Consider the following 24125-nt stretch of genomic DNA (forward strand, 5'->3'; position numbering starts at 1 on the left):
CCGTGAGCGGCTTCCTCACGCCACCGAGCGGTCCCGTCAAGACGACGCTCGGTGCCGTCACCTACGAGGGCGACATGGGCCTCACGGGCGACGCGTTCCGCCTCAACACGACGACGATCTCCGACGCGCTCAACCCCGCGACCAACCCGTTCAACTCGTCGATCAGCCGGCACGGCGTGGCCGTGCCGGGTCGGTCGCCGTCGTACGACAACCAGCTCGGCTTCGACGCCGACCTGTTCAAGGCCGACGGGATCCTGCCGAACGGCGCGACGAGCGCGAACCTCACGCTCACCACGGGCGGCGAGACGTTCTACCCGGGCGTCGTCACGTTCGCGACCGAGCTCTACGACCCCAAGCTGCTGGGCGTGAAGAGCGTCGAGGACGTCGACGGCGGGCTCGTCGAGCCCGGTGACGTGCTGCGCTACACGGTCCCCGTGCAGAACATCGGCCTCGACACCGCGTCCGACTCGCGCTTCTTCGACGCGATCCCGACGGGCACGACCTACGTGCCGGGCTCGCTCATCGTCGACGGCGCCACGCAGACCGACGCGGCGGGCGACGGCGACGTCGGCCACTACGACGGCTCGCTCAACGGCCACGTGGTCGCCTACCTCGGCAGCGGCGCGACCTCGGCGGGCGGCGGCGACGTGCCCGTCTCGCCGTCCGGGTCCACCGCGCAGCACACCGTCGTCTTCGACGTGCGGGTGAACCTCGACGCACGCGACACCCAGAAGATCGTCAACTCGGCGGCCATGACGTACCGCGGTGCGACCACCTACGCCGCGGCGGCGTCCGCGTCGAACGTGCTGCTCAACCCGGTCGTGACCACGCCCCTGCCGGGCGTCAACCGGCCCCCGGTCGCACAGCCGCACGTCCTGACGTTCACGCCCACGCCCTCGCAGCGCCGGCTCGACATCGACGTGCTCGCGAACGACAGCGACCCCGACGGCGACACCCTGACCGTCGTCGCCGTCACGGACACCGCGGGCGGCACCGCCGAGATCCTTCCGAGCGGGCAGATCCGCTACACCCCCCGCGACGACTTCGCGGGTCGTGACGTGTTCACCTACACGATCCAGGACCCGGGCGGCTACCGCGCGACCACGTCCGTGCAGATCGAGGTTCTCGACACCGCGCCGAACGCCGTCGCCGACACCGCGACGACCCGCGGCGCGACGCACGTGGACGTCGACGTCCTCGTCAACGACTCCGACCCGAACGGCGACACGCTGCGCCTGCGCTCCGCGGGGCCGACGAGCGCCAACGGCGGCACGGTCACCGTCCTCGACGGCGACACCGTGACCTACACGCCGCGCGCCGGCTTCAAGGGCACCGACACGTTCGAGTACGTCGTCGAGGACTCGCGCGGCATGACCGACACGGCCGTCGTCACCGTCACGGTCACGAACAACGCGCCCGTCGCTGTCGCCGACGCCTACACGGTCAACACCGGCGCCTCGCGGTCGATCTCGGTGCTGGCCAACGACACGGACGCCGACGGCGACACGCTGACCGCGGTCCTCGTCACCGGTCCGGCGCACGGCACGCTGACGCTCAACCCGAACGGCACCGGCACGTACACGTCGAGCGGCTCGTACCGCGGGACGGACTCGTTCACGTACCGGGTCTCCGACGGCACCGCGCAGTCGACCGTCGTCGCGGTCACCTTCACCGTGAACGGCGCCCCGACGGCGGGCGACGACACCGCGACCGTCGCGGCGGGCCAGGCGTCGGTCGACGTCGACGTCCTCACCAACGACGCCGACGCCGAGGGCGACCTCACGGTCACCGTGACCGGCGCCCCCGCGCACGGCACGACCGCCGTGCAGGCCGACGGCACCGTCCGGTACACGCCGAGCACCGGCTGGGCCGGCACCGACCGGTTCACCTACACGGTGACCGACGAGGGCGGGCTCACGGACACCGCCGAGGTCGTCGTGACCGTCGCGAACACCCCGCCGGTCGCGGTCGACGACACGGCCAGCACCGCGACGAACACCGCCGCGAGCCACGTCGCCGTCCTCGCCAACGACACCGACGTGAACGTCACGGCGGGCGTGGCCGGTCAGGCGCTGGCGATCGTCTCCGCGTCCGCCGACCGTGGCACGGTCGACGTCGAGACGGACGGCACCCTCACGGTGACGCCGCCGACCGGCTACTCGGGCACGATCGTCGTCACCTACACCGTGACCGACGGCGCGGGCGGCCAGGACGTCGGCGAGCTGCGCGTGACGGTCGCCAACGGCTCGCCGTCCGCGGTCGCCGACGGGCCGGTCACGACCCCGACGAGCGTGTCCGTGCTCGTGGACGTGCTCGACAACGACACCGACCCGAACACGGCCGACGTCCTGTCGCTCGTCCCCGGCTCGGTCACGACGCCGCGCGACGCCGACGGCACCGCCCGCGGCACCGCCGTCGTCGAGAACGGCGAGGTGCGCTACACACCGCCGACCGGCTGGGCCGGGACCGTGACGTTCACGTACGACGTCACCGACGGCGACGTGACGGCCACCGGCACGGTCACCGTGACCGTCGCCAACGCCGCGCCCGTCGCGGTCGACGACACCGCCTCCACCGCGGCCGGCACCCCGGTCACCGTGGACGTGCTCGGCGACGACACCGACGCGAACATCCCCGGCTCCGACCAGGTGCTCGCCGTCACGGGCGCGACCGCCGACAACGGCGCGACCGTCGTCGTCGGGACCGACGGCCGCCTCACCGTCACGCCGGCCGCGGGCTTCGCGGGCGACGTCACCGTCACGTACACCGTGTCGGACGGCGCGGGCGGCACGGACACCGGCACGCTCGTCGTCACCGTCGCCAACGCGGCACCCGTCGCCCCCGCGGTCACCGGGACGACGCCGTACGCGACGCCCGTCGAGCTGGACCTGCTGGACGGCGTCACCGACGCCAACGGCGACCCGCTCACCGTGACGGTCGGCACGCCGACCGACGCCGACGGCACGACGCGCGGCACCGTGACCGTGACGAACGGCGTCGCGACCTACACGCCGCCCGCCGGCTTCTCCGGCACGGTCACCTTCACCTACACCGTCGACGACGGGACCGACACGACCACCGCCACGGTGACCGTCGTCGTCGAGAACGCCGCGCCGGTCGTCGTGAAGGCCCCCGCCGGGGGCACCAAGGTCAGCACCGGCCCGGGCACCTCGGTGATGATCGACGTCCTCGCCGACGTCACCGACCCGGACGGCGGCACCGTCACCATCGTCGACGTCACGCAGCCCTCGTCGGGCACCGTGGCGATCGTCGACGGCCGGCTCGTCTACACCCCGGCGCCGGGCTTCACCGGCACCGTGACCTTCACCTACACGGTGGTCGACGACCAGGGCGCCCGCACCACGGGCACCGTCACGGTCGAGGTGCTCGGCGGCCAGGCGGCGGCGCTCGCCACGACCGGTGCGGACGTCGCCCGGGTCGTCGGGGCGGCGCTCCTGCTCCTGGCCCTCGGCGCGGCGCTGCTCGTCGTCCGACGCCGCCGGACGGTCACCCCGGCCTGATCGACCACGCGACGCCACCGGAGCCCGGTCCCCGTTCAGGGGCCGGGCTCCGGTGCCGTCGGGGCCCGGTCCGCGCGGTGCGCCGGGCGCTGCTGCTGCGCGGGGCCGCGCGTCCGCGGGTCGGCCGCGATCAGCCGTCGGCCAGGGCCAGCGCGTCGTCGACGCCCGTCTCGCGCGGCCCTCCGAGCGCGGGCGGGCGCGCCGTCACCGCGTCCCATGCCGCCCGCAGCGACGCCGGAACCTCGCGGACCCGGTACACCACGGCCTTCGCGGGCTCGACGCTCGCCGCCGACACGCCCAGGCCGGTCACGTCGATCCCCGCCTCCCGGCACGAGAACAGCATCCGGCGCAGGTGGTAGCCCTGCGTGACGACGACCGCCTGCTCGACGCCGAACACGTCGTGCGCGCGCACGCACGTGTCGTGCGTGTCGAGCCCGGCGTGGTCCCGCACGATGCGGTCCGCGGGGACGCCCCGGTCGACGAGCCAGTCGCGCATCGCCGTCGGCTCGTCGTGCCAGCGTGTGCTGTTGTCGCCGCTCACGAGGACCACCCGGACGGTGCCCCGCGCGTACAGGTCCGCCGCGGCGTCGAGCCGCCGGCGCAGGTAGGTGGACGGGCTGCCGTCGGGCCGCAGCCCCGCGCCCGGGACGATGACGACCGGGGCGTCCTCGACGTCGTCGACCGACGCCCGGACCCCCGACTGCCCGAGGCCCTGCACGACGAGGAACGTCCCGAGGACGCCCGCGACCAGCACGCCCACGCCCAGCGTCACCACTCTCCGCACCCTCGCCACGGCCGCGATGCTAGGGCGGGCACCGCCGCCGCGTGGGCGGATCCGCGACATCTCCGCCGGACGGCGACATCCTTGCCGCGTCGAGGAGCGGCAGCGTCCGACCGGCTGGGTGCGGCGGGGTCAGCCGGCTGCGGCCCGCGCGTGCGCCCCCGCGAGCGCCCGGTCCAGGTCGTCGAGGATCTCCCGGCACCGCGCGACGTCCCACGGCGTCCCCGCGAGCTCGAACTCGAACAGCACCGGCCGCCCCGACCGCGCCGCGATCTCGCGGCACGCCATCTGGTAGTGCGCGCCGAAGTTGCGGTTCCCCGAGCCCATGACGCCCACCAGTGCGCGGCGGTTCACGGGCGAGCGCAGGAACCGTCGGACCGCCTCGGGAATCGTGTCGTTCGCCGGGTTGCCCGTCTTGTACGACGGTGTGAGCAGCACCCACGGCCCGTCGACCTCGGACAGCCGGTGCTCGCGCTCCGCGAGGTTGCGCACGGGCCGGGCGAGCCGCTCGGCGAACGTCCGCACGAGCCCCGACGTCGAGGAGTAGTAGTAGACGGGCGTCCGCCGGACGACGCCAGAGCCGGGCGACCCGACGTCCGGATGCGCGTCCGTGCCCCGCGGCGCACCCGCGCCCTGCGTCCCCGCCGTCGTCCGTGCCACCCCGCCATGCTCACCCCCCGCCCGACCCGGGACGTAGGACCCAGGACCCGGGCCGGGACGGCCCGTCGGTCCGGTCACGCCGTGGGACGACGGCTATTCGGCTGGCCCGCGCGACCGGGACGTGCCCACGATGCGAACGTGCTGACCCTGACCCAGATCCGCGCGCTGCGCCGGACCGTCGACGACGCGTGGCGCTCGCCCGTCGCCGACGACGTCGCGGCCGCGTGGGGCGCGCCCGCCGGGTCGGCCCTGTTCTGGCGGTCGTCGGCGTCGCACGTGGTCGTGGTGCCGGACGGCGTGCGGGGCGTCGAGAAGCCGGTCTACCTGCGGTTCGTCCCCGAGACCGCCGACGGTGCCCGCGGCTTCGCGCGCGGGACCCTGCTGCACGCCCGGCTGTCGGCCGACCACGCCGACGTGGCGGCACTGGTCCCGTCGTCGTCGGGCCGCCTGCTCGAACGTGTCGCGACGCCGCTCGGCGACGTCCTCGCCGCCGCGGTCCGCCGCGTCGACGGGGACGAGACCGGCGTCGACGACCTCACCCCCGACCTCGCCGCCGCGTGGGGCCGCGGGCTCGCCCGCTTCCACACCGCGGCCGCCCGGCACGCCGACGTCGTCGACACCGCCCCCGGACCGCCGCTCGCGACCCTGCTCGACGACCCCGACGAGGAGCTCGCGACCGCCGCGGCCGCCCTCACCCGCACCCTGCGGGACCTGCCGCCCGGCTCGCTCGTCGTCGGCCACGGCGACCACGAGCTCGACAACCTGCGCTGGCGCGGCTGGCGGCCGGTGTGCTTCGACCTCGACGAGGCCGCGCGACGACCCGCCGCCGCCGACGTCGCCTCGGCCGTCCGCGACCTGCTGGGGCCCGACCCGACCGCGCCCGCGCACCCCGACCTGCTCGACGCGTTCCTCGACGGGTTCGCCCGCACGTCCGGCACCGTCGTCACGCCGCACGCGCTCCTGCCGCACGTCGCCGCCCTCGCCGCCACGCACCTCGTCGACGTCCGCCGCGCCCTCGACCTCCCGCCCGGCGACCTCGCCGAACCCGCCGACAGCCCGTGGCTCCCCGACCTCGCCGACCGCCTCGCCCGCCACGCGACGACCCAACGCCAGATCGTCCTCTCGGCGACGCGCGCCGTGGCCTGACGTGCGCGGGCACCCGTCGCCGCCGCCCGTGACGGACGCGCGGGCCTAGGCCGGCTGGACCGTCGCCGCGGTGCTGCCGCGCAGGATCGACGTCATCTTCTTGCCGCGCGCGACCTCGTCCACGAGCTTGTCCATGTACCGGATCTTCTGCATGAGCGGGTCCTCGATCTCCTCGACCCGGTACCCGCAGATCAGCCCGGTGATGAGCGACGCGTTCGGGTTGAGCCCGGGCGCCCGCGCGAAGAACTCCTCGAGCGTCCGCTCGTCGGCGACGGCCTCCCGCAGCCCGGCGTCGTCGTACCCCGTGAGCCACGTGATGACCTGGTCGACGTCCTCGCGGAACCGGCCCTTGCGCTCGACCTTCTCGACGTACAGCGGGTAGATGCTCGCGAAGCTCATCCCGAAGATCCGGTGCCCGGCCATGCCCGTCGCCCTCCGTCGTCGCGGCGTCCTCCCGACCCCGCCGTCGCTGCGTCCAGTATCCCGCCCGCGTCGGCCCCGGTCAGGAGCGTCGGCGCGGCCAGTCGAGCATGACGAACAGGTCCCGCTCGCCGGGCCGCCCCTCGAGCAGCGCCCGCGCGAGCGCCGGCTCGCCCGCCTGCTCGCACGACCACAGGTCGAAGTCGACGATCTGCGACCACGCGGGCGGCAGGTAGCCGAGCACCGTCGTCCCGCGCACGACCTTCACGACGTCGTGCTCGGTGCGGGCCAGCACGACGGCGAACCCGCGGTCCGGGGTGCGCGACGGCCCCGGCGACCGCTCCTCGACGAACCCGCGGACCCGCACGGGCACGCGGCCACCGCTCGACGGCACGAGGCGGCCGGGCAGGTCGGTCGGGGACGACCAGTGCATGGCGGGAACCTACTCCTGCCCGCCGCCGGCGTCGCCGGGGACCGCCGGGACGGTCGCGGAGCACGAGGTCAGCGGGGTGCCGTCGACCAGCACCTCGACGTCGACCGTGCCGCCGCCCGCCCGCTCGACGGGCACCCTCGTCCAGCCCGAGGTCACGTCGACGCTGGTCTCCGACGTGCCGCCGGCCGTCGTCGTGCGGACCTGCAGCTGACGCGAGGGATCCCCGGACGACGCGAGGTCCTGCCACGACAGCTCGATCGCGACGGTCGTGGGCCCGTCCTCGCGACCACCGGCCGGCCGCGGCCACAACCGCGCGTCCCGCGTCCACTCCCGGTCCACGACGAGGTCGGCGCTGTCGACCGTCACGGCCAGTCCGCTCGTCTGCGCCGTCCGGACGCACGGGGTCTGCGCGAGCCGCTCGGTGCCGCCCGACTCCCCCCACCTCACCCCTGCGAGCACGCCGACGACGACCAGCACGTACGCGCCCACGGTGACGGCGCGCCCACGGCGTCGCCGCCCCACGTCGGCGGTGTCGTGCACCGTCGGCCAGCGCGGTCGCCGCACGACGACCGTCCGGGCGAGGCCGTCGGCGAACGTCTGCCGCTCCCGGTGCCACAGCGGCCGCAGGTAGCCGATCAGCAGGATGGCGTCGAGCAGGTGGGCGAGCCAGCGCCCGACCGACCGCAGCACGCCCGGCCGCTCGTCGAGCGGGAGTCCGTCGGGGGTCGCCCGCACGACTGCGACGCCCATCGCGCGTCGGCCGGGCGTCTGCCCGGTGAGGCCCTGGAGCACGAGCATCGCGAGCAGCGCACCCACGAGGACCAGCGACGACGTCCACGGCGTGCCTGTGCTCTGCGGCGTCGCGCCCGGGTCGAACGTCGGCTGCAGCGTCGGCGACGCGTACCCGTCGCCGACCGCGAACCACGTGACCGCGCCCAGGACGGCACTGTCGAGCAGCGCCGCGACGACCCGTCGCGACCAGCTCGCGTACGGCGGCGTCGGGTCGAGCTCGACCGCGGGCGGGAGCAGGACGGGCACGGTCATGCGCGGGATCGTCCCAGGTCACGACCCCGCGCACCAGGACCCCCGGGGTACCCCGACGCCGCCGGCCGGCACCCGATCGGCGGATGCTGCCGACGGGGCCGCAGGGACACGGCGGCGGGCGCCCCGTCGGGCGGTCGCGTGCGTCACGCTGTCCCCGTGCCCGCACGCCGAGGCCTCGTGCCGCTGTCCGCCGTCGTCGCCCTCCTGGCGGCGTGCGCGTCCCCGACACCGTCCGGCTCGTGGACGGACGGACCGCCCGTCGTGGATCCGAGCGCCGCGCCGTCGTCGACGGGACCGGTCGCGACGTTCACCGCGTGCGGACGAGAGGCACCCGCGGCGTCGTCGACGAACCTCCGCCCGTCCGCGCTGACCGACGCCGACCGCGCCGCGGTCGCCGGCTGGGCGGGCGGCCCGGTGCCCGACGGTCGGCTGGTGCTCGAGCACGCGGCCGCGCTGCCGCTGCCCGCCGGCCTCCTGGGGTTCGGCAACGGCTACGAGGCGTCGACGGGAGCGTTGCGCGACGACGTCCTGCGGGAGCTCGCACCGGCCGGGACGACGGCGGACGTGACCCTCGCGGTGCTCGACAGCCCGTCGGTCGGGCGACGCGTGGCGTTCGTCGAGGTGCACCTCGCCGACGGCACACCGGTCCGCTGGAGGGAGGAGCCCGCCCTGGGGTTCGGCACCGACGGTGGCGACGGCGGCGTGTACGCACCGGCCTACCGCGGGGCACCGGCGGCCTCGGACGACGCGGCGTTCGACGCGATCGAGGCGGTCTTCCCGGACGGCGACGCGTCCGCCGGGCACGTGTGCGCCGTGCGGTCCACGGAGAACGGCGTGGACGCGGTGGTGTTCAGCGCCGGCTACGGCGACGGCGGCTACCCGACGTTCCTCGGCTACGACGCGGACGACGAGGTGGTGAGCGCGGTGTCGTACGGCTTCGTGCTGCCGTGGGCGCTCAGCGGGCTGCCGGGGACGCCGCCGTCCGACGCCGACCTCTGAGCCGCACGGGCGGGACCGGGGCCGGGAACGACGAAGCCCGCCCCACCGTGACGGCGGAGCGGGCTCGCTGCGTGCTTCGAGAGATCTCGGTGCGCCCGGAGGGACTCGAACCCCCAACCTTCTGATCCGTAGTCAGATGCTCTATCCATTGAGCTACGGGCGCGTGACCCTCGCGGGCCGTCCTGAACGATACAGGGACGACCGGCCAGTCCCCAAACCGGAATCACGTGACCCTCGGCACGCCGCGTCGTGCCTGGCAGGATCGCGGCCATGACGAGCACCGGACGGCTGGGGACGGGCGGCGGACGCGTCGGGATGCGGGCCGACGTGCTGCGGCACGGGGACGGCGACGACAGCAGCCGCGTCGGGTACGTCGAGCTGTTCTTCGACCTCGTGTTCGTGTTCGCGGTGACGCAGCTGTCGCACCTGCTGATCGCGCACCCCGACGGCGAGCACCTGGTCCAGACGCTGATCCTCGGCTGGGCGATCTGGTGGCTGTGGATCGACACGACGTGGGTGACCAACTGGCTGGACCCGGAGCGGCTGCCGGTGCGGGCGATGCTCATCATGCTGATGCTGCTGGGTCTGCTGATGTCGAGCGCGATCCCCGAGGCGTTCGGTGACAAGGCGCTGCTGTTCGCGGTGCCGTACGTGACGATCCAGGTCGGGCGGACGCTGTTCACGGCGTGGGCGATGGGCCGGCACTGGCCGGTCAACGCGGTGAACTTCGTGCGGATCACGATCTGGCTGGCAGTGTCGGGCGTGTTCTGGGTCGCCGGTGCGCTGCTGGAGGAGCAGCGGCTGCTGCTGTGGGCGGTCGCGGCCGTGATCGACATCGCGGGGCCGCGGTCGATGTTCTGGGTGCCGGGCATGCGCGGGACGCACGCGTCGACGTGGGAGGTGCGCGGCGACCACATGGCGGAACGCGTCGCGCTGTTCATGATCATCAGCCTCGGCGAGTCGATCATCGTGACGGGCACCGCGTTCGGGGACCTCCCGGTCACGCCGGTGACGATCGTGGCGTTCCTCGCGGCGTTCGCGTCGACCGTGCTCATGTGGCTGCTGTTCTTCGACCGGTCGGAACGGCGCGCGACGGAGTTCTTCGTGTCCCGCGAGGAGACGGGGATGGTCGCGCAGACCGCGTACACGTACGTGCCGTTCCTGCTGGTCATGGGCATCGTCGCGACCGCTGTCGCGGACGAGCTCGTGCTGATGCACCCCGAGGGGCACCACGGCGCGACCGAGGGGTGGACGGCGTGGATCATGTGCGGCGCGGTGGCCGTCTACCTGCTCGGCAACGCGCTGTTCCGGCGCGCGACGGGCGGCCGCTGGTCCGTCTGGCACCTCGGCGGCGTGGCCGCGGCGCTCGCGCTGGTGCTGCTCGCGCCGGTCGTCACGCCGCTCACCCTGTCGTGGCTCGCGAACCTCGTCCTGCTCGTCGTGATCGTGGGCGACGTGGTCAGGGCGCGACGCGCACGCGGCGAGGCGGACGCGCCCCTGGCCCACAGCGCGGCCGCGACAGGCACCACGGGCACCTCGGCCGGGTAGCGGCGCGCTGCGCGCTCGCTCGACGCCGGTTAGCGTGGCGGCCACGAGCACGTCCGCGCACCTGCAGAAGATCGGGGCGACATGACGACGTCCGAGGCCGTGTCCCCCCGCTGGAGAGTCCGGCCGTCCGTGCCGATCGCAGGCCTCGTGTTCGTGGTCTATGTCGCGATCGTCATCGGCCTGATGCGCGCGTCGGGCGTCGGGTACGAGCACTTCTTCGACTCGGCGGACTCCACTCTCCGGTCCGCCGTCCTGCCGTTGGCCGCGGGTGCCGTCTGGCTCACCGTGTTCGTCGTCTGGGCGCGCTGGGACCACGTCTGGCGCGACGCGCGACGCCTGCCGACCGGCTGGTTGCTGTGGTCGCTCCCGGTGGTCATGACGGTGACCGCGGTGCTCCACCTGCTCGGCGTGGACTGGGGCGCGTTCGACCCCGGGCACGTCCTCGCCGTCCTGCTCGCGAGCGTCCTCGTCGGGTTCGCCGAGGAGACGCTGTTCCGCGGCGTCGTCCTGCGCGCTCTGCGCCAGGGCCGACGCTCGGAGGCGGCCGCCGCGCTGTGGACGACGCTCTGGTTCGGCGCGTTCCACCTGACCAACCTGCTGCTCGACGAACCCGGGGCCGTCATCCAGGTCGTGTTCGCAGCGCTGTCGGGCCTCGGGTTCTACCTGGTGCGCCGCGGCACCGGGACCATCGTGGCCGCGATGGCGCTGCACGGCCTGTGGGACTTCTCGACGTTCTTGTCGAGCACGCACGCGGTCCACGGCCCCGCGACGACCACCGCGAGCCTGCTGATCTTCGTCGTCTAGGGCCTGGCTGCGGTCCTGCTCGTCGTCCTCGGGGTGCGTGACCTCCGCCGCCCCGCCGCGGAGGCGGTCACGAGCGGCGAGAACGCGCTCGCGACCCCCTGACCGCAGACGACAACCCGACCGTCACGCCGCGTCGGCGACCTTCGGGAACAGGCGCGACACGAGGTCGTCGAGCGTCACGACGCCCGCGAACCGCGCGTCGTCCCGCAGCACGGCGAGGTGCTGACGCTGCTCGCGCATCTGGGCGAGCGCCTCGTAGACGGGCGTCCCCGCGTCGAGCGTGAGGACGGGCCGGACGAGGTCGTCGACGGGCTCGTCGTCGCCGCGCACGAGGGTGTCCCGGACGTGCACGACGCCGATGAGGTCGTCCCGCCCGCCGACGAGCACGCGCAGGTGCCCGGTCGCCCGGGTCGCGGCGCGCACGTCCGCGGCGGTCGCGCCCGACGGCACCGCGGTGGGGTCGCGGTCGGTGCGGGCGAGGTCGCCGACGGTGAGCGTCTGCAGGTCGAGCGCGCCCGTGACCTGCGCGGAGTAGGCCGCGTCGAGCGCGCCGACGTTCGCCGAGTGCTCGACGAGGTGCCGCAGGTCGTCGGGGTTCTGCCCGCTCGCGACGGTGTCGGTCGGCTCCACGCCCACGCGACGCAGGCACCAGTTCGCGGCCTCGTTGAGCCCGCGCAGCAGCGGCCGCGTGAGCCACATGAACCCGCGCATGGGCAGCGCGAGGAGCGTGGCCGACGACTCGGGGTGCGCGATGGCCCACGACTTCGGCGCCATCTCCCCGACGACGAGGTGCAGGAACGTCACGACGACGAGCGCGAGCACGAACCCGGCGACGTCCGACACCCAGGCGGCCAGGCCCCACGACTCGAACAGCGGGGTCAGCCAGTGGTGCACCGCGGGCTTCGTGATCGCACCGAGCGCCAGGGTGCACGCGGTGATGCCGAGCTGCGCACCCGCGAGCAGGACCGTGAGCTCGCCGGACGAGCGCAGCGCGGCGCGGGCCGAGCGGCTCGTCGGGGCGTCGTCCTCGAGGCGGTGCCGCTTGGCGGCGAGCGACGCGAACTCGACCGCGACGAAGAATGCCGACAGCGCGATGAGCGCGACGGTCACGACGGCGACGACGAGCGGGCTCATCGGGTCTCCTCCGACGTGGCGGCCGCGATCTCGGCGGCGGTGGGCGGCGGCTCGGCGGGCACGGTGACCCGGACCGTCGCGGGGACGTGGCGGTCGACCTCGAGCACGTCGACGCGCATCCACACCTCCTCGGCGTGGTCGGCGTGCGCGAGCTCGGCCGGGTCGGCGGGCAGCAGCACGAGGACGCTCGTGCCGACGGGCGGCAGGGCGCCGTGCGCGTCGATGACGAGGCCCGCGATGGTCTCGACGTCGCCGCGCGGCAGGTCGCGGCCGATGGCGCGCTCGACCTCGTCGAGGTGCACGTCGCCGGGCATGACCCACGCGCCGTCGTCGAGGACGGGTGCAGCCCCCGTGACGGGGTCGTGCTCGTCGGTGATCTCGCCGACGAGCTCCTCGGCCAGGTCCTCGACGGTGACGACACCCGCGAGGCCGCCGTACTCGTCGAGCACGCACGCGAGCTGGTTGGTCCCGGTCAGCGCGCGCAGCGCGTCGGGCAGGGCCATCGACGTGGGCACGAGGACGGGCGGGCGCAGCAGCGCGGCGACGGGGGTGTCGTCGGGCTCGGTCGTCGCCAGCACGTCCTGCAGGTGCACGACGCCCAGGACCTCCTCGTCGTCGGAGACGACGGGGTAGCGCGAGTGGCCGGCGCTCATGCGCAGGCGGAGGTCACCGACGGTGTCGTCGGGGCGCACGACGTCGACCCGGGAGCGCGGGATCATCGCGTGCTCCACGTCGCGCTCGGGGAAGTCGAGGATGCGGTCGAGCAGCACCGACAGCTCGGTCGGCAGGTCACCGGACTGCGCGGACTCGGCGACGATGTGCTCGAGGTCGCGGACGGTCGCGGAGTGCTCGACGTCGTGCACGGGCTCGATCCGCAGCACGCGCAGCAGCGCGTTGGACGCGGAGTCGAAGACGCGGATCAGCCAGCCCATGGCGCGCAGGTAGAGGGTGGTCGACGCGGCGAGCGCGACCGCGACGGGCTCGGGGCGGGCGATCGCGAGGTTCTTCGGGAACAGCTCGCCGAACACCATCTGCACGAGCGTCGAGAACAGCAGCGCGAGGACGGTGCCGACCGCGATGCCGACACCCGTCGGGACGCCGACGCCCCCGAGGGCCTCGCCGAGGGACTCACCGATCAGGGGCTCGGCGACGTACCCGACGAGCAGGCCGGTCACGGTGATGCCCAGCTGCGCGCCCGACAGCATGAACGACGTGCGCTTCGTGACCGCGAGCGCACGACGCGCGGCGGGGTCGCCGGCCGCGGTCCGCGCACCGAGGCGCGACCGGTCGACGGCCATGTACGCGAACTCCTGCGCCACGAACCAGCCCGTGGCCGCGGTGATCGCGAGCACCACGAGCACGCCGACGAGCAGGGACAGCACCCACATCTCAGTGCTCACCCACCCTCACCGGTCGTCGTCGTCGGTGGGGTGGGTGGGGACTACAGCCGCCGTCCATCTCTCTCCAGGTAGGGGAACGTTCGCCTCGGCTCAACGATGACGCAGCCCCCGGGGTTCCGCCGCCCGGCCGTGACGCCTGCCACGGCCGGGCGGTCGCGGCGCACGGGCGGGGTGCGGTCAGCGACGGGCCAGGACGTCGAGCGCGTCCCACAGCGCGGCGCCGACGGCCGGGTCCGCGACGTCGCCGACGTGCCGCTCGGACACGACGTGGGTGCGCTCGCGCGGGCCACCCGGGCCGAGCAGGCGGTCGCGCTCGACGTCGTCCGCCGTGGCCGCGTGCAGGATCGGCAGGACGGACTGCTCGACGTCACGGCCCATGGCCGCCGACAGCACGCGTGCGACGACGCGCTCCGCGCGGGTCGTCCCGCTCGACTGCAGGGCGGTGCGTGCGACGCCGGGGTGCGCGACGACGCTGCGGACGCGCGAGCCGGTGGCGGCGAGGCGACGGTCGAGCTGCTGCGCGAGCACCATCCCGGCGAGCTTGGTGAGGACGTACGCGCGGGCCGGCGAGTACCGGCGCTCACCCTCGAGGTCGTCGACGTCGAGCCGGGCGCGGACGAGGCGGTGGAGCCCTGTGCCGACGGTCACGACGCGGGGCGACGAGCCGCGCTCCAGGTGCGGGAGCAGCCGCTGCGACAGCAGGAACGGCCCGAGCGCGTGCGTCGCGAGCATGACCTCGTGGCCCTGCGCGGTGACCAGTCGCTCCGCGGCGCCCGTGCCCGCGTTGTGCACGAGCCCGTCGACGGGCTCGCCGGACGCGTCCAGCCGGTCCGCGAGCGCGCGCACCGAGTCGAGGTCGGCGACGTCGGCCCGCTCGACGGTGACGCGGCCCCGCGCGCCCGCGGCGACGAGCGCGTCGCGGACCACGGCACCGCGAGCCTCGTCCCGCACGACGAGCACGACGTCGGCACCGGCCGCGCCCAGCCGGCCCGCGAGCGCGCGTCCGAGCCCGGCCGACGCGCCCGTGACGACGGCCCGGCGGCCGGCGAGGTCCGGGACGTTGTCGGCGGTCCACGCGACGGGCCGACGGTCGAGTCGTCCGCGGCCGCGTGGCGCCGGCGCTCGTCCGGTCGCGGCGCTGCCCGTGGCGGGCAGGTCGGGCGGGGCGGGGTGCCCGGCCGACCCGGTCGTCGTGCCCGTGATGTCGCTGGTCGTGCCGTGCTGCGTGGTGCTCATCGTCCGCTCCCTCGATCCGGATGATCTATCCGCTCCACGGTAGCAGCAAAGCGGATCATCTATCCGATCGGATCGATGATCAGGATCGCGCGGTACGCTGCGCACGTGCCCCCCGAGCTCCGCCGCGACGCCGCCCGCAACCGCGAGCTGCTCCTCGACGCCGCGCGCCGACGCCTCGACACCGGCGACGCCGAGCTCCGCATGAACGCGCTCGCGGCCGACGCGGGCGTCGGCGTCGGCACCGCGTACCGCCACTTCCCGGACCGTCAGACCCTGCTCGCCGCGCTCGCCGCCCCGGGCGTGCTCGCGCTCGCAGGGCGCATCCACGAGGCCAAGGACGGCGACGACCCGCTGGCCGCGATCGGGGCCGTCATGCGGCACGTGATGCTGGCCCAGCTCGACGACCGCGCCGTCGCCGAGGTGCTGCGCGACGGCCCGGGCACCGACCCCCAGGTCGCCGACACGCTCGCGCGCATGACCCGCGACGTCCAGGATCTCCTCGACCGCGCGCACGCCCGCGGGGAGGTCGCGGCCGTCCAGCCCGACGACCTGCGCCGCCTGCTCTGCGGCCTCGACCACGCCGCCCGCCTGGGCACCGACCCCACCCGCGACGCGGGCGCCTACGTCGACCTCGTCCTCGCCGGCCTGCGCACCCGCTGAGCGGCGCTCAACGTCCCCGTCCCGTCCGGGATGGCCGAACCTGCCGTCAGCTCCGGTGGGTCACTCGCACGCGACGCCGTCCTTGTCACGGTCGAGGCCCGAGCGGTACCCGGGCTCACCCGCGTAGAGGGGCGCGGCGCCCGCAGCGCGCGCATCGGCGCAGCTGCCGTAGTACGCGGAGGCACCGCCGCCGGTCGGCTCCGACTCCGCCGCGGCCGCCGCCGCGTCAGCCGCCTCCTGAGCCAGACGAGCGGCTTCCGCCTGTCGTGCCTCCTCCGCCAGTCGCGCGGCCTCGGCCTCCGCGGCAGCGCGCGCCGCCTCCTCCGCCGCGAGCCGCTCGGCCTCGACGCGTGCCTTCTCGGACACGAGAAGTGCGTCGTTCGTCGCGATCGCCTGACCCACCCGCTCTCGCTGCGAGCCTGCGCGCGAGCGGAGGTCGTCGAGGAACCCGTCGTCGTACCACGCGAGCTCGCCGCTCCCGCTCGTGCCGTCGAGGAGAGCAGCGAGCGCCTCGCCGGTCGCCGCCGCTGCCGCGAGCGCGCGCGCACGGGTGTCAACCGCGTCCACCCCGGCTCCGACCCCGACGGCGGCGGCCGCCGCCACCGCGTCCTCACTGGCCTCCTCGAAGGCGGCCAGCTGAGCGGGAAGCGTGCACTCCACGGACTCGTCGAAGGCTCCCTCTTCGTCCGCCCGGCTCCGCTCCAGGGCGTCGAGCAGAATCGTCCGGTACTCCTCGTCGGCAACCTCCGGGTCGACGCGCGCGAGCCCTCGACCGACCAGCGCCGCAGCGACGTCCTCGTCCTCGACGAAGACGCGAGCGACGACCTCCTGCGACTCGGCAGCCGACCCGTCGACCACCTCCAGGCGGACCTTCGTGTCCTCGCCGAGCAGCTCGCTCAGCGCGTCCGCCGACTCGTCCGCGAGGCACTCGTCGCCGTCCGGCGCGACGACCCCGGCGAGACGCACGCGGATCTCGTCACCGCCGCGCTTCGCCTCGAAGGTGTCACCGTCCACACCGCCCAGGACGACGGCGCTGCTGTCATCGCCTCCGCACGCAGTCAGACCGGCGCCGGCAGCGAAGGCGAGCAGCAGGGCGAGGGCCACACGGGCGGGACGGAGCGCGACGTCGTTCACACCGGTGGTATCGGCACGGGCGTGGTCGAGATGAAGTGCCCGTCGGTGGCGGATGACCAGGTCAGCGGCCGAAGACGACGTACTCCTGCCCCTCGCCGTCGTCGGTCATGACGCCGAGCACGAGCCGGCCGCTCGTCGACGCGTTCCACATGACCTGGTCGACGGCGGGTGCGGCGGTCTCCGTCGGTCCCGGCGTCGGGGCCGGGCCCGGCACGACGACGCGCCCGTCACCCTGCGGCTGCACGTGCGCCGACCACACCGGCTCGCCGCGGAAGGAGATCGCGTCGAGCTGCGCCCCGCGCGCGGCCAGGATCACGCGCCCGTCGGTCAGCAGCTGGTACATCGAGCTGTCGTCGCTGGGCACGGCCAGACGCCACCGCACGCGCCCGGTCCGCGCGTCGACGGCGACGACCTCGTCGGACGTGCGCGCCACGACCAGGCCGTCGACGGCGATCGCCGTCTGGACGTCCAGACCGGGCACCTCCCAGCGGACCGAGCCGTCGGGCTCGCGCAGCCGCGCGACGCTGCCGTCGGGCTCGTCACTCGGGAGGGTCTCGCCGCCGCGTGTGCGCGTCACGGTCGGCGACGCGGCCGTCCCGGTCAGCAGCGCGTCACCGAGGGTGCCGTCGTCGACGCCCACCCACTCCCGGTGGTCGCCGTCGAGCGACACCTCGGTCCCGTCGGTCAGCACGAGCATCTCGGCGCGCTGCCCGCCCGGTCCGACCTGCGGCCGACCGGAGTCCGCGACGAGGACGGCGCCGCCCGGCAGCAGTGTCGCGCCGCCCCACCCGCCGCGCGTCCCCTCGAGCGTGAGGAGCGTCCGCCCGTCGTCGGCGGACAGCACCCAGCCGGCGTACTCCGGGGCGTCCGCGACCAGCACCCGGTCGTCGACGACCAGGACGGACAGGTACGTCTCCTCGCCCACCTCGACCAGGTCGAGCGTGCGCGTCCATCGCGGAGTGCCGTCCCATCCGGTCGCGTCCAGCGTCACGCGCGTGCCGTCCAGCGTGCCGACCACCATCCCCCACGGCCCGGTCCCGAGCGAGGCACCCGCCGGGACGTCGGTACGGCGGAGCACGCTCCCGTCGGCCCCGTCGACCTCGACCACGACGGCCAGGTCCGTCCACAGCGCGTCCGGCGTCGCGTCGGCGGCCGGCGGGACCTGCCACCGCAGCACGCACCGCACGCTCGTCGCGTCCGCGCTCTCCGGTTCGGAGCACCAGGCGTCGGAGTGGACGGCTCCGGGCTGCGGTGTTGGCAGCGTCGTCTCCCAGACGACCTCCGCGGTGGACGGGTCCACCCCCGCGAGGCGAGCCTCCCCCGTGCCGGCCCCCTCGCCGCCGCTCACGAGGAGGCCGGAGACGGACACGCCGCGGCCGAGGAACGCGGCCACGACCGGCGGCGCACCCTCCTCCCACGACCAGCTCCCCTCCAGGAAGACCGGGAACGCGGGGTCGACGGGGTCCAGGACGAACGGGACGTCCGCGAGCGCGGCGGCGCGCGCGTCGTCCTGCGCCCGCACGCGCTGGTCGCTCACGAGCTGGTAGCCGACGAGCGCGACGACCACCGCTGCCCCCGCGGCGAGCCAGCGCGGCCGACGCCGGACGCGGTCGAGGAACGACGGCGTGTGCTCGACGTCGGACGCGGGCGCGGGTGCGCCGTCGGTCTCGACCAGCTCGACGTCGCGCATCGTCACGCGCGCGACGCTACTCGTCGCGCTGCGCCCACCGCCGGGATTCGACGGGTCGCGTCCGGACGACGCCGCCCTACCCCGACGCGGCAGCGCGTGCCGCCACCGGCTCGCGCGCACCGCCCACCCGGGGCACGGGCACCGGCATCGCGGCGTCCCGCCCCGCGCGGCGCGCCAGCGCCTCGCACGTGCCGACGGCGTCCGTCAGCATCGCGACGAGCGCGTCGTCCGCGTCCGGCGCCGCCGCGACCGTCGCGACCGACACCTCGACGATCCGGCGCGTCAGCCCGCGCACGTGCCGCGGCACGCCCATGGCGCGCGTGAACCGCTCGGCCCACACGACGTCGCGGTGAGGCAGCGTCGCGAGCCGGTCGGCGGTCTCGGGTCGACGCTCCGTCGGCGCCCGGCCGTCCGAGGACGCGAGCAGGTGGTCGAGCGTGAGCAGCGCGACGACCAGGTCGCGCCGGTCGGGCGAACCCGTCACCCGCAGCGCGTGCCGCACGGTCACGGACGCGATCTCCAGCGACCACTGCCCGTCGTCGCTGCGCAGGCCGACGAGCGTCGGGACGAGGTGCGCGAGCGCAGCCCGCGCGCGGTCGCCCACGAGGTCGTTGACCGACCGGGTCACGTGAGCGAGGAGCGGGTGCGTGCACGCCGGGTGGTCGCTCCACCGCTCACCGGCGAGCAGGCTCGCCCACTCCATGGCGCAACCGCCGTCGCGCGGGTTCCGGTGACGCCCGGTGGACAGCACCGGCAGCGCGTCAGGGAACGAGGTCGTCGTGAGCACGTCGATCACCTCCGACCGGACGGGATGCCGTCAGTGTCCGTCCGGCCGCCGCGCGTGGCAACAGCCGCCGCACCCGACGAACCGGCGGGCGCGGCACGCCCGACCTACGCTCGGAGCCGGGCGAACCGCTCGACCGAGACGTCGGACCAGAGGAAGACAGCACTCATGCAGACACGCAGCATCGGCGACCGCCAGGTCAGTGCGATCGGGCTCGGCGGCATGCCGATGTCGATCGAGGGCCGGCCCGACGAGGACCGCTCGATCGCCACCATCCACGCGGCGCTCGACGCGGGCGTGACGCTCATCGACACCGCGGACTCCTACCACCGCGACGCGGGCGAGGTCGGGCACAACGAGGAGCTCATCGCGAAGGCCCTGCGCTCCTACGGCGGCGACACGTCGGACGTCCTCGTCGCCACCAAGGGCGGTCACCTCCGCCCCGGCGACGGCTCGTGGACGCAGAACGGCGACCCCGACTACCTGAAGACCGCCGCGAAGGAGTCCGTCCGGCGGCTCGGCGTCGACGCGATCGGCCTCTACCAGTTCCACCGCCCCGACCCTTCGGTGCCGTACGCGGACTCGGTCGGCGCGATCCGCGACCTGCTCGACGCGGGCGTCATCCAGATGGCCGGGATCTCCAACGCCGACCCGCAGCAGATCCGCGAGGCGGACGACATCCTCGGCGGCCGGCTGGTCAGCGTGCAGAACCAGTTCTCCCCGCGCTTCCGCTCGTCGCTGCCCGAGCTCGAGCTGTGCGCGGAGCTCGGCATCGCGTTCCTCCCGTGGAGCCCGCTCGGCGGCATCTCGCTCGCCCGCTCCGGCGAGCTCGGCGCCGAGTTCGCGCCCTTCCTCGAGGTCGCGGCCGACCACGGCGTCTCCCCGTTCCAGGTCACGCTGGCGTGGGAGCTCGCGCTCGCGCCGGTCGTCATCCCGATCCCGGGGGCGTCCCGGCCCGAGTCGATCCGGGACTCCGCCGAGGCGGCCTCCCTGACCCTCACGCCCGACGAGGTCGCGCGGCTGTCCGCCGCCGGCGCCTGAGCCCCAGGGAGTCGATCCGCGGTGAAGACCTTCACGCTCCCGGGCACCGACATCGTCGCCCCGAACGTCGTCCTGGGGCTCATGCGCATCCAGGACAAGACCGACGACGAGGTCCGCACGCTCGTGCGCACGGCCCGCGACGCCGGCATCACGTTCCTCGACCACGCCGACGTGTACGGGTCGTCCCTGCACGGCTGCGAACGCCGGTTCGCCGAGGCGATGCGCCTGACCCCGTCCGAGCGCGCCGAGCTCGTCCTCCAGACGAAGTGCGGCATCGTCCCGGACGGCCCGTACTTCGACTTCTCCTACGAGCACATCGTCGAGTCGGTGCACGGGTCGCTCGAGGCCCTCGGGACCGACTACCTCGACATCCTGCTGCTGCACCGGCCGGACGCCCTGGTCGAGCCCGACGAGGTCGCCCGCGCGTTCGACGAGCTCGCGGACGCCGGCAAGGTGCGGGCGTTCGGCGTCTCGAACCACACCCCCGGCCAGATCGAGCTGCTGCGTCGATCCGTCCGGCAGCCGCTCGTGGCCAACCAGCTCCAGCTCTCCGTGACGCACGCGTCGCTCGTCGCGCAGGGCGTCGCGGCGAACATGGTCGGGCTCGACCAGTCGATCAGCCGCGACGTCGGCGTCCTCGACTACTGCCGGCTGAACGACATCACCGTGCAGGCGTGGTCGCCGTTCCAGGCGGGCTTCTTCACCGGCCCGTTCCTCGGCTCGCCCGAGTACGCCGAGCTCGACGCGGTGATCGACCGCCTCGCGGCCCGGTACGACGTGCCGCCGATCGCGATCGCGACCGCGTGGATCACGCGCCACCCCGCCGGGATGCAGGTGGTCCTCGGCACCACGACGCCCGAGCGGGTCACCGGCGCGGCCCTCGGGTCGGACATCCCGCTCACGCGCGCCGAGTGGTACGAGATGTTCCGCGCCGCGGGGCACACCGTCCCCTGACGCCCGGGCCGCGCACGGTGCACCGGTCCGCCGGTCGCCGTGCGCGTCCGGGACACATGACCCGTCGGCGGTCATGCCGGCCGTGCGCCGGATTCCGTCGACCGAGATCAGCAGCTGCGTTCGGGCACCGATCCCGGCCCGCAGACCGGCGGGTCCGCCGGGGGAGCGGAGTCGGCCGGTCCCTGCGACAGGACCGTCATCCGGTAGACGACCGTGTCGTCGGAGTCGAAGGACACCTCCTCCAGCAGGTCGCCGGTCGCGCGGTCGATGATGTAGCGCTCCCGGGACCAGCCGTCCTCGGTCATGTCCCGCTCGACCGCGACGCCGGGGCGTCCCGTCGAGTCCGTGACGTCGCCGACGAGCACGACGCCGGGGATCCGCGACGCGACCGTCCACAGGACCGCGCGCAGCGCCGGCGGCGCGGGCGTCTCTCGCTGCAGCTCGCCGATGTCCGACCACAGCTGGCTGTCCGGGTCGGGACCGTGGCCCTCGCCCATGTTGCGGAGGGCGTGCTCGAGCTCGGTCGGGTCCGTCGGGAGGGCGTAGAGACCAGCCCAGTCGACGTAGGCGAAGATCGCGGGGCCGACGCCAACGGTGTAGACGCCGTCTGCTCCGCTGAGCTCGGGGCCGACGTCGAACGCGAAGGTGTCCTGGATCGCACTGTCGGCGATCCGGCCTCGCCACATCTGACGCGGGTACGTCACGCCGTCGTACTCCTGCGTCGAGACGACGTGCCAGTACGCGGCATCGGGCCACCCACCGGCCTGGTCGCCTGCCGCAGCTGCGGCGGAGACGAGCACGGCCGCCGCCTCCGCGCTCTCGAGCCGTCCACCGCCGAGGTCGACGGTGGGCGCGATGACGAGCGCCGCTGCTGCGGCGACCGAGACGAACGAGGCCGCAGCGACGCGACGGCGGCGCTTCGCCCGCCGGATCACGTGCACCCGCTGAGAAGCGGTTCGCACCTCCGCGTCGACTCGTGCGGCAGCGCGCGCGAGAGCCTCGTCGGACAGCACAGAGGGCCGAGGAGCGGTCTCCGCGAGGAGGGTGGACAGGTCCATGATCAGCTCCTTGGTTCCACGACGAGGGAATCGAGAACGGCCTGGGCCCGGCGGCGCGCCCGCGAGAGTCGGGCCCGCGCGGCCTCGGCGGTGATCCCGAGGACGGCGGCCGACTCTGCTGGTGACAGGCCGTCCCACGCCACGAGCAGCAGCACGTCCCGCTCGTCCGACGTCAGCGCGGACAGCACCTGCCTGAGCTCGTTGCGGCGACCCACGGCGTCGACGCGCTCATCGACCGCGGCCGGGCACAGCCCTCGGCGACCGCAGACCCGGGTGCACAGCAGCGTGCCGGTCGAGACACAGGTCAGGCCGCGAACAGCAACGCCCGCCCGAGGAAGCCCCGGACGGGCGTCACAACCAGCTCACTGTCGATAGCTGCGCGAGCTACCCGGAGCGGAGACGGTGGGATTTGAACCCACGGAAGGGTTGCCCCTTCACGACCTTAGCAGGGTCGCGCACTAGACCTGGCTATGCGACGTCTCCAAGTGCAGCACAGGGTACCTGGCGCGCCGACCGGGCGGCAAAGCGTGCGCTGACCAGCGGCGGGACCGGTGCGCGGGCGGCCGCTCACGCGTGTGGGCGGGTGTGCCGATACTCCTCTCCGTGAGCACCACCTCGAGAGCACGGGGTCGGCGCCGGGCCCTGGCGGCCTGCGTCGGCGCCCTCGTCGTCGCCCTCTCCGCGTGCGGTCCGCTCGACGCGACCGCACCCGCCGGAGGGGCCGCTGCCGAGGCGGGAGCGCCGGCTCCCGCGCCCGCGCAGGGTCCCGTGGCAGGGGCGCCCGTCGACGGCGTGCCCGGGCAGACGGCGCTCGCGACGCTCGGGCTGCTCGCGGTCAAGGGCCGCGCCCCGAGGACCGGGTACGACCGGGACCTGTTCGCGTACCGGCAGGTCGACCTCGACGGCAACGGGTGCGACACCCGGAACGACGTCCTCCGACGTGACCTGACGGGCGTCGTCCTCAAACCCGGGACACAGGACTGCGTCGTGCAGTCGGGCACGCTGGCCGACCCGTACTCGGGTACGTCGATCGCGTTCGTCCGCGGGGACTCCACGTCGGCGGACGTGCAGATCGACCACGTCGTCGCGCTGTCGGACGCGTGGCAGAAGGGTGCGCAGCACCTCGACGACGCCGCGCGGCAGCGGCTGGGCAACGACCCGCTCAACCTGCTCGCGGTGTCCGGCCCGCTCAACACGCAGAAGGGCGACGGTGACGCGGCGACGTGGCTGCCGCCGAACACCGCCTACCGGTGCGCGTACGTGGCGCGTCAGGTGGCCGTGAAGCACGCGTACGGGCTCTGGGTGACGGCTGCCGAGCGGGACGCGATCGCCGGGGTGCTCGCGTCGTGCCCGGACGAGCCGCTGCCCGCGGGCACGCCGCTGCCGCCCGAGCAGGCGGCCCCGGCACCCGTCGACCCGGCGCCCGTCGAGCCGGCCCCTGTCGACCCGGGCCCCGCGCCCGCTCCCGACGGGGGCGCGCCGGCGAGCCCGGGCAACGCGCGGAACTGCGCGGACTTCGCGACGTGGGCGGAGGCGCAGGCGTGGTTCGAGACGTACCTGCCGCTGTACGGCGACGTCGCGGAGCTCGACGGCGACGACAACGGGGTGGCGTGCGAGCGGCTTCCGGGGGCGCCCTGACGACAGCCTGACCGCCGGGTCGCTCGTCACCCGCACGTGG

22 protein-coding genes and 2 tRNA genes are annotated in these 24125 nt (G+C 74.7%); 9 read left to right on the forward strand and 15 right to left on the reverse strand.

The window, feature by feature from the left end; genetic code table 11:
* Positions 1–3521: Ig-like domain-containing protein (locus tag OMK64_RS14020; RefSeq protein WP_272728993.1), on the forward strand; the 3521-nt coding region annotated here is incomplete at its 5' end.
* A gap of 130 nt (positions 3522–3651) precedes the next feature.
* Here OMK64_RS14020 and OMK64_RS14025 read toward each other — a convergent pair.
* A complete protein-coding gene (locus OMK64_RS14025; protein WP_272728994.1) occupies positions 3652–4296 on the reverse strand; it encodes a SanA/YdcF family protein in 645 nt (214 codons plus the stop codon).
* Between the two features lie 138 nt (positions 4297–4434).
* Complete coding sequence (gene nrdI / locus OMK64_RS14030) at positions 4435–4962, reverse strand: class Ib ribonucleoside-diphosphate reductase assembly flavoprotein NrdI (RefSeq protein WP_272728995.1); 528 nt, start codon at positions 4960–4962, stop codon at positions 4435–4437.
* A 138-nt stretch (positions 4963–5100) separates the two neighbouring features.
* Between nrdI and OMK64_RS14035 the strand changes: the two genes are divergently transcribed.
* A complete protein-coding gene (locus tag OMK64_RS14035; protein ID WP_272728996.1) occupies positions 5101–6108 on the forward strand; it encodes an aminoglycoside phosphotransferase/kinase family protein in 1008 nt (335 codons plus the stop codon).
* Between the two features lie 45 nt (positions 6109–6153).
* On the opposite strand, the gene OMK64_RS14040 is transcribed toward OMK64_RS14035, so the two are convergent.
* The 3 genes from OMK64_RS14040 to OMK64_RS14050 form a co-directional block, all read right to left on the reverse strand.
* A complete protein-coding gene (locus OMK64_RS14040) occupies positions 6154–6531 on the reverse strand; it encodes a DUF2200 domain-containing protein (protein ID WP_272728997.1) in 378 nt (125 codons plus the stop codon).
* A 79-nt stretch (positions 6532–6610) separates the two neighbouring features.
* Positions 6611–6961 (reverse strand): hypothetical protein, encoded by a 351-nt coding sequence (locus OMK64_RS14045; RefSeq protein WP_272728998.1) that lies wholly within the window; start codon positions 6959–6961, stop codon positions 6611–6613.
* A 9-nt stretch (positions 6962–6970) separates the two neighbouring features.
* Positions 6971–8005, reverse strand: coding sequence for an RDD family protein (locus OMK64_RS14050; protein WP_272728999.1), 1035 nt, complete (start codon positions 8003–8005; stop codon positions 6971–6973).
* Positions 8006–8161: 156 nt separating this feature from the next.
* Between OMK64_RS14050 and OMK64_RS21115 the strand changes: the two genes are divergently transcribed.
* The gene (locus OMK64_RS21115; protein WP_272729000.1) at positions 8162–9004 is read left to right on the forward strand and encodes a DUF4241 domain-containing protein; all 843 of its coding nucleotides are present in this window, start codon (positions 8162–8164) and stop codon (positions 9002–9004) included.
* 90 nt (positions 9005–9094) lie between these two features.
* On the opposite strand, the gene OMK64_RS14060 is transcribed toward OMK64_RS21115, so the two are convergent.
* A tRNA-Arg gene (locus tag OMK64_RS14060) sits at positions 9095–9167 on the reverse strand.
* Positions 9168–9274: 107 nt separating this feature from the next.
* On the opposite strand from OMK64_RS14060, the gene OMK64_RS14065 reads away from it, so the two are divergent.
* Both OMK64_RS14065 and OMK64_RS21120 read left to right on the forward strand, forming a co-directional pair.
* Positions 9275–10552: a low temperature requirement protein A gene (locus tag OMK64_RS14065; RefSeq protein WP_272729001.1), complete on the forward strand. Its 1278-nt coding sequence runs from the start codon at positions 9275–9277 to the stop codon at positions 10550–10552.
* A 129-nt stretch (positions 10553–10681) separates the two neighbouring features.
* Complete coding sequence (locus tag OMK64_RS21120) at positions 10682–11356, forward strand: CPBP family intramembrane glutamic endopeptidase (protein WP_272729002.1); 675 nt, start codon at positions 10682–10684, stop codon at positions 11354–11356.
* Between the two features lie 123 nt (positions 11357–11479).
* Here the strand turns inward: OMK64_RS21120 and OMK64_RS14075 are convergent, their stop codons facing one another.
* The 3 genes from OMK64_RS14075 to OMK64_RS14085 form a co-directional block, all read right to left on the reverse strand.
* Complete coding sequence (locus OMK64_RS14075; protein WP_272729003.1) at positions 11480–12490, reverse strand: hemolysin family protein; 1011 nt, start codon at positions 12488–12490, stop codon at positions 11480–11482.
* Positions 12487–13878, reverse strand: a complete 1392-nt coding sequence (locus tag OMK64_RS14080; RefSeq protein ID WP_272729028.1) for a hemolysin family protein — start codon at positions 13876–13878, stop codon at positions 12487–12489. Before OMK64_RS14080 ends, OMK64_RS14075 begins: the two co-directional genes overlap by 4 nt.
* 189 nt (positions 13879–14067) lie before the next feature.
* Positions 14068–15126, reverse strand: a complete 1059-nt coding sequence (locus OMK64_RS14085; protein ID WP_272729004.1) for an SDR family NAD(P)-dependent oxidoreductase — start codon at positions 15124–15126, stop codon at positions 14068–14070.
* Between the two features lie 105 nt (positions 15127–15231).
* Between OMK64_RS14085 and OMK64_RS14090 the strand changes: the two genes are divergently transcribed.
* Entirely contained in the window at positions 15232–15786 is a 555-nt protein-coding gene (locus OMK64_RS14090) for a TetR/AcrR family transcriptional regulator (RefSeq protein WP_272729005.1), read from the forward strand.
* 60 nt (positions 15787–15846) lie between these two features.
* Here the strand turns inward: OMK64_RS14090 and OMK64_RS14095 are convergent, their stop codons facing one another.
* The 3 genes from OMK64_RS14095 to OMK64_RS14105 all read right to left on the reverse strand — a co-directional run bounded on the left by OMK64_RS14095 (position 15847) and on the right by OMK64_RS14105 (position 19397).
* On the reverse strand, positions 15847–16800 hold the full coding sequence (locus tag OMK64_RS14095; RefSeq protein WP_272729006.1) for an excalibur calcium-binding domain-containing protein: 954 nt from the start codon (positions 16798–16800) through the stop codon (positions 15847–15849).
* Between the two features lie 181 nt (positions 16801–16981).
* Positions 16982–18610, reverse strand: coding sequence for a BamB-related PQQ repeat family beta-propellar protein (locus OMK64_RS14100; protein WP_272729029.1), 1629 nt, complete (start codon positions 18608–18610; stop codon positions 16982–16984).
* 76 nt (positions 18611–18686) lie between these two features.
* Positions 18687–19397: a hypothetical protein gene (locus OMK64_RS14105; protein WP_272729007.1), complete on the reverse strand. Its 711-nt coding sequence runs from the start codon at positions 19395–19397 to the stop codon at positions 18687–18689.
* A 165-nt stretch (positions 19398–19562) separates the two neighbouring features.
* On the opposite strand from OMK64_RS14105, the gene OMK64_RS14110 reads away from it, so the two are divergent.
* Together OMK64_RS14110 and OMK64_RS14115 are read left to right on the forward strand one after the other, a co-directional pair.
* Positions 19563–20435: an aldo/keto reductase gene (locus tag OMK64_RS14110; protein WP_272729008.1), complete on the forward strand. Its 873-nt coding sequence runs from the start codon at positions 19563–19565 to the stop codon at positions 20433–20435.
* Positions 20436–20456: 21 nt separating this feature from the next.
* Complete coding sequence (locus tag OMK64_RS14115) at positions 20457–21389, forward strand: aldo/keto reductase (protein WP_272729009.1); 933 nt, start codon at positions 20457–20459, stop codon at positions 21387–21389.
* A 107-nt stretch (positions 21390–21496) separates the two neighbouring features.
* Here OMK64_RS14115 and OMK64_RS14120 read toward each other — a convergent pair whose 3' ends face one another.
* From OMK64_RS14120 to OMK64_RS14130, 3 genes are all read right to left on the reverse strand, one after another.
* Positions 21497–22447, reverse strand: a complete 951-nt coding sequence (locus OMK64_RS14120; RefSeq protein WP_272729010.1) for a CU044_5270 family protein — start codon at positions 22445–22447, stop codon at positions 21497–21499.
* 2 nt (positions 22448–22449) lie between these two features.
* Positions 22450–22662: a sigma factor-like helix-turn-helix DNA-binding protein gene (locus OMK64_RS14125; RefSeq protein ID WP_272729011.1), complete on the reverse strand. Its 213-nt coding sequence runs from the start codon at positions 22660–22662 to the stop codon at positions 22450–22452.
* 179 nt (positions 22663–22841) lie between these two features.
* Positions 22842–22930, reverse strand: a tRNA-Ser gene (locus tag OMK64_RS14130).
* 120 nt (positions 22931–23050) lie between these two features.
* Between OMK64_RS14130 and OMK64_RS14135 the strand changes: the two genes are divergently transcribed.
* Positions 23051–24085 (forward strand): GmrSD restriction endonuclease domain-containing protein, encoded by a 1035-nt coding sequence (locus tag OMK64_RS14135; RefSeq protein WP_272729012.1) that lies wholly within the window; start codon positions 23051–23053, stop codon positions 24083–24085.
* The last annotated feature ends 40 nt before the right edge of the window (positions 24086–24125 follow it).

The sequence above is a fragment of the Cellulomonas fimi genome, from assembly GCF_028527925.1.
GTDB lineage: Bacteria > Actinomycetota > Actinomycetes > Actinomycetales > Cellulomonadaceae > Cellulomonas > Cellulomonas fimi_C.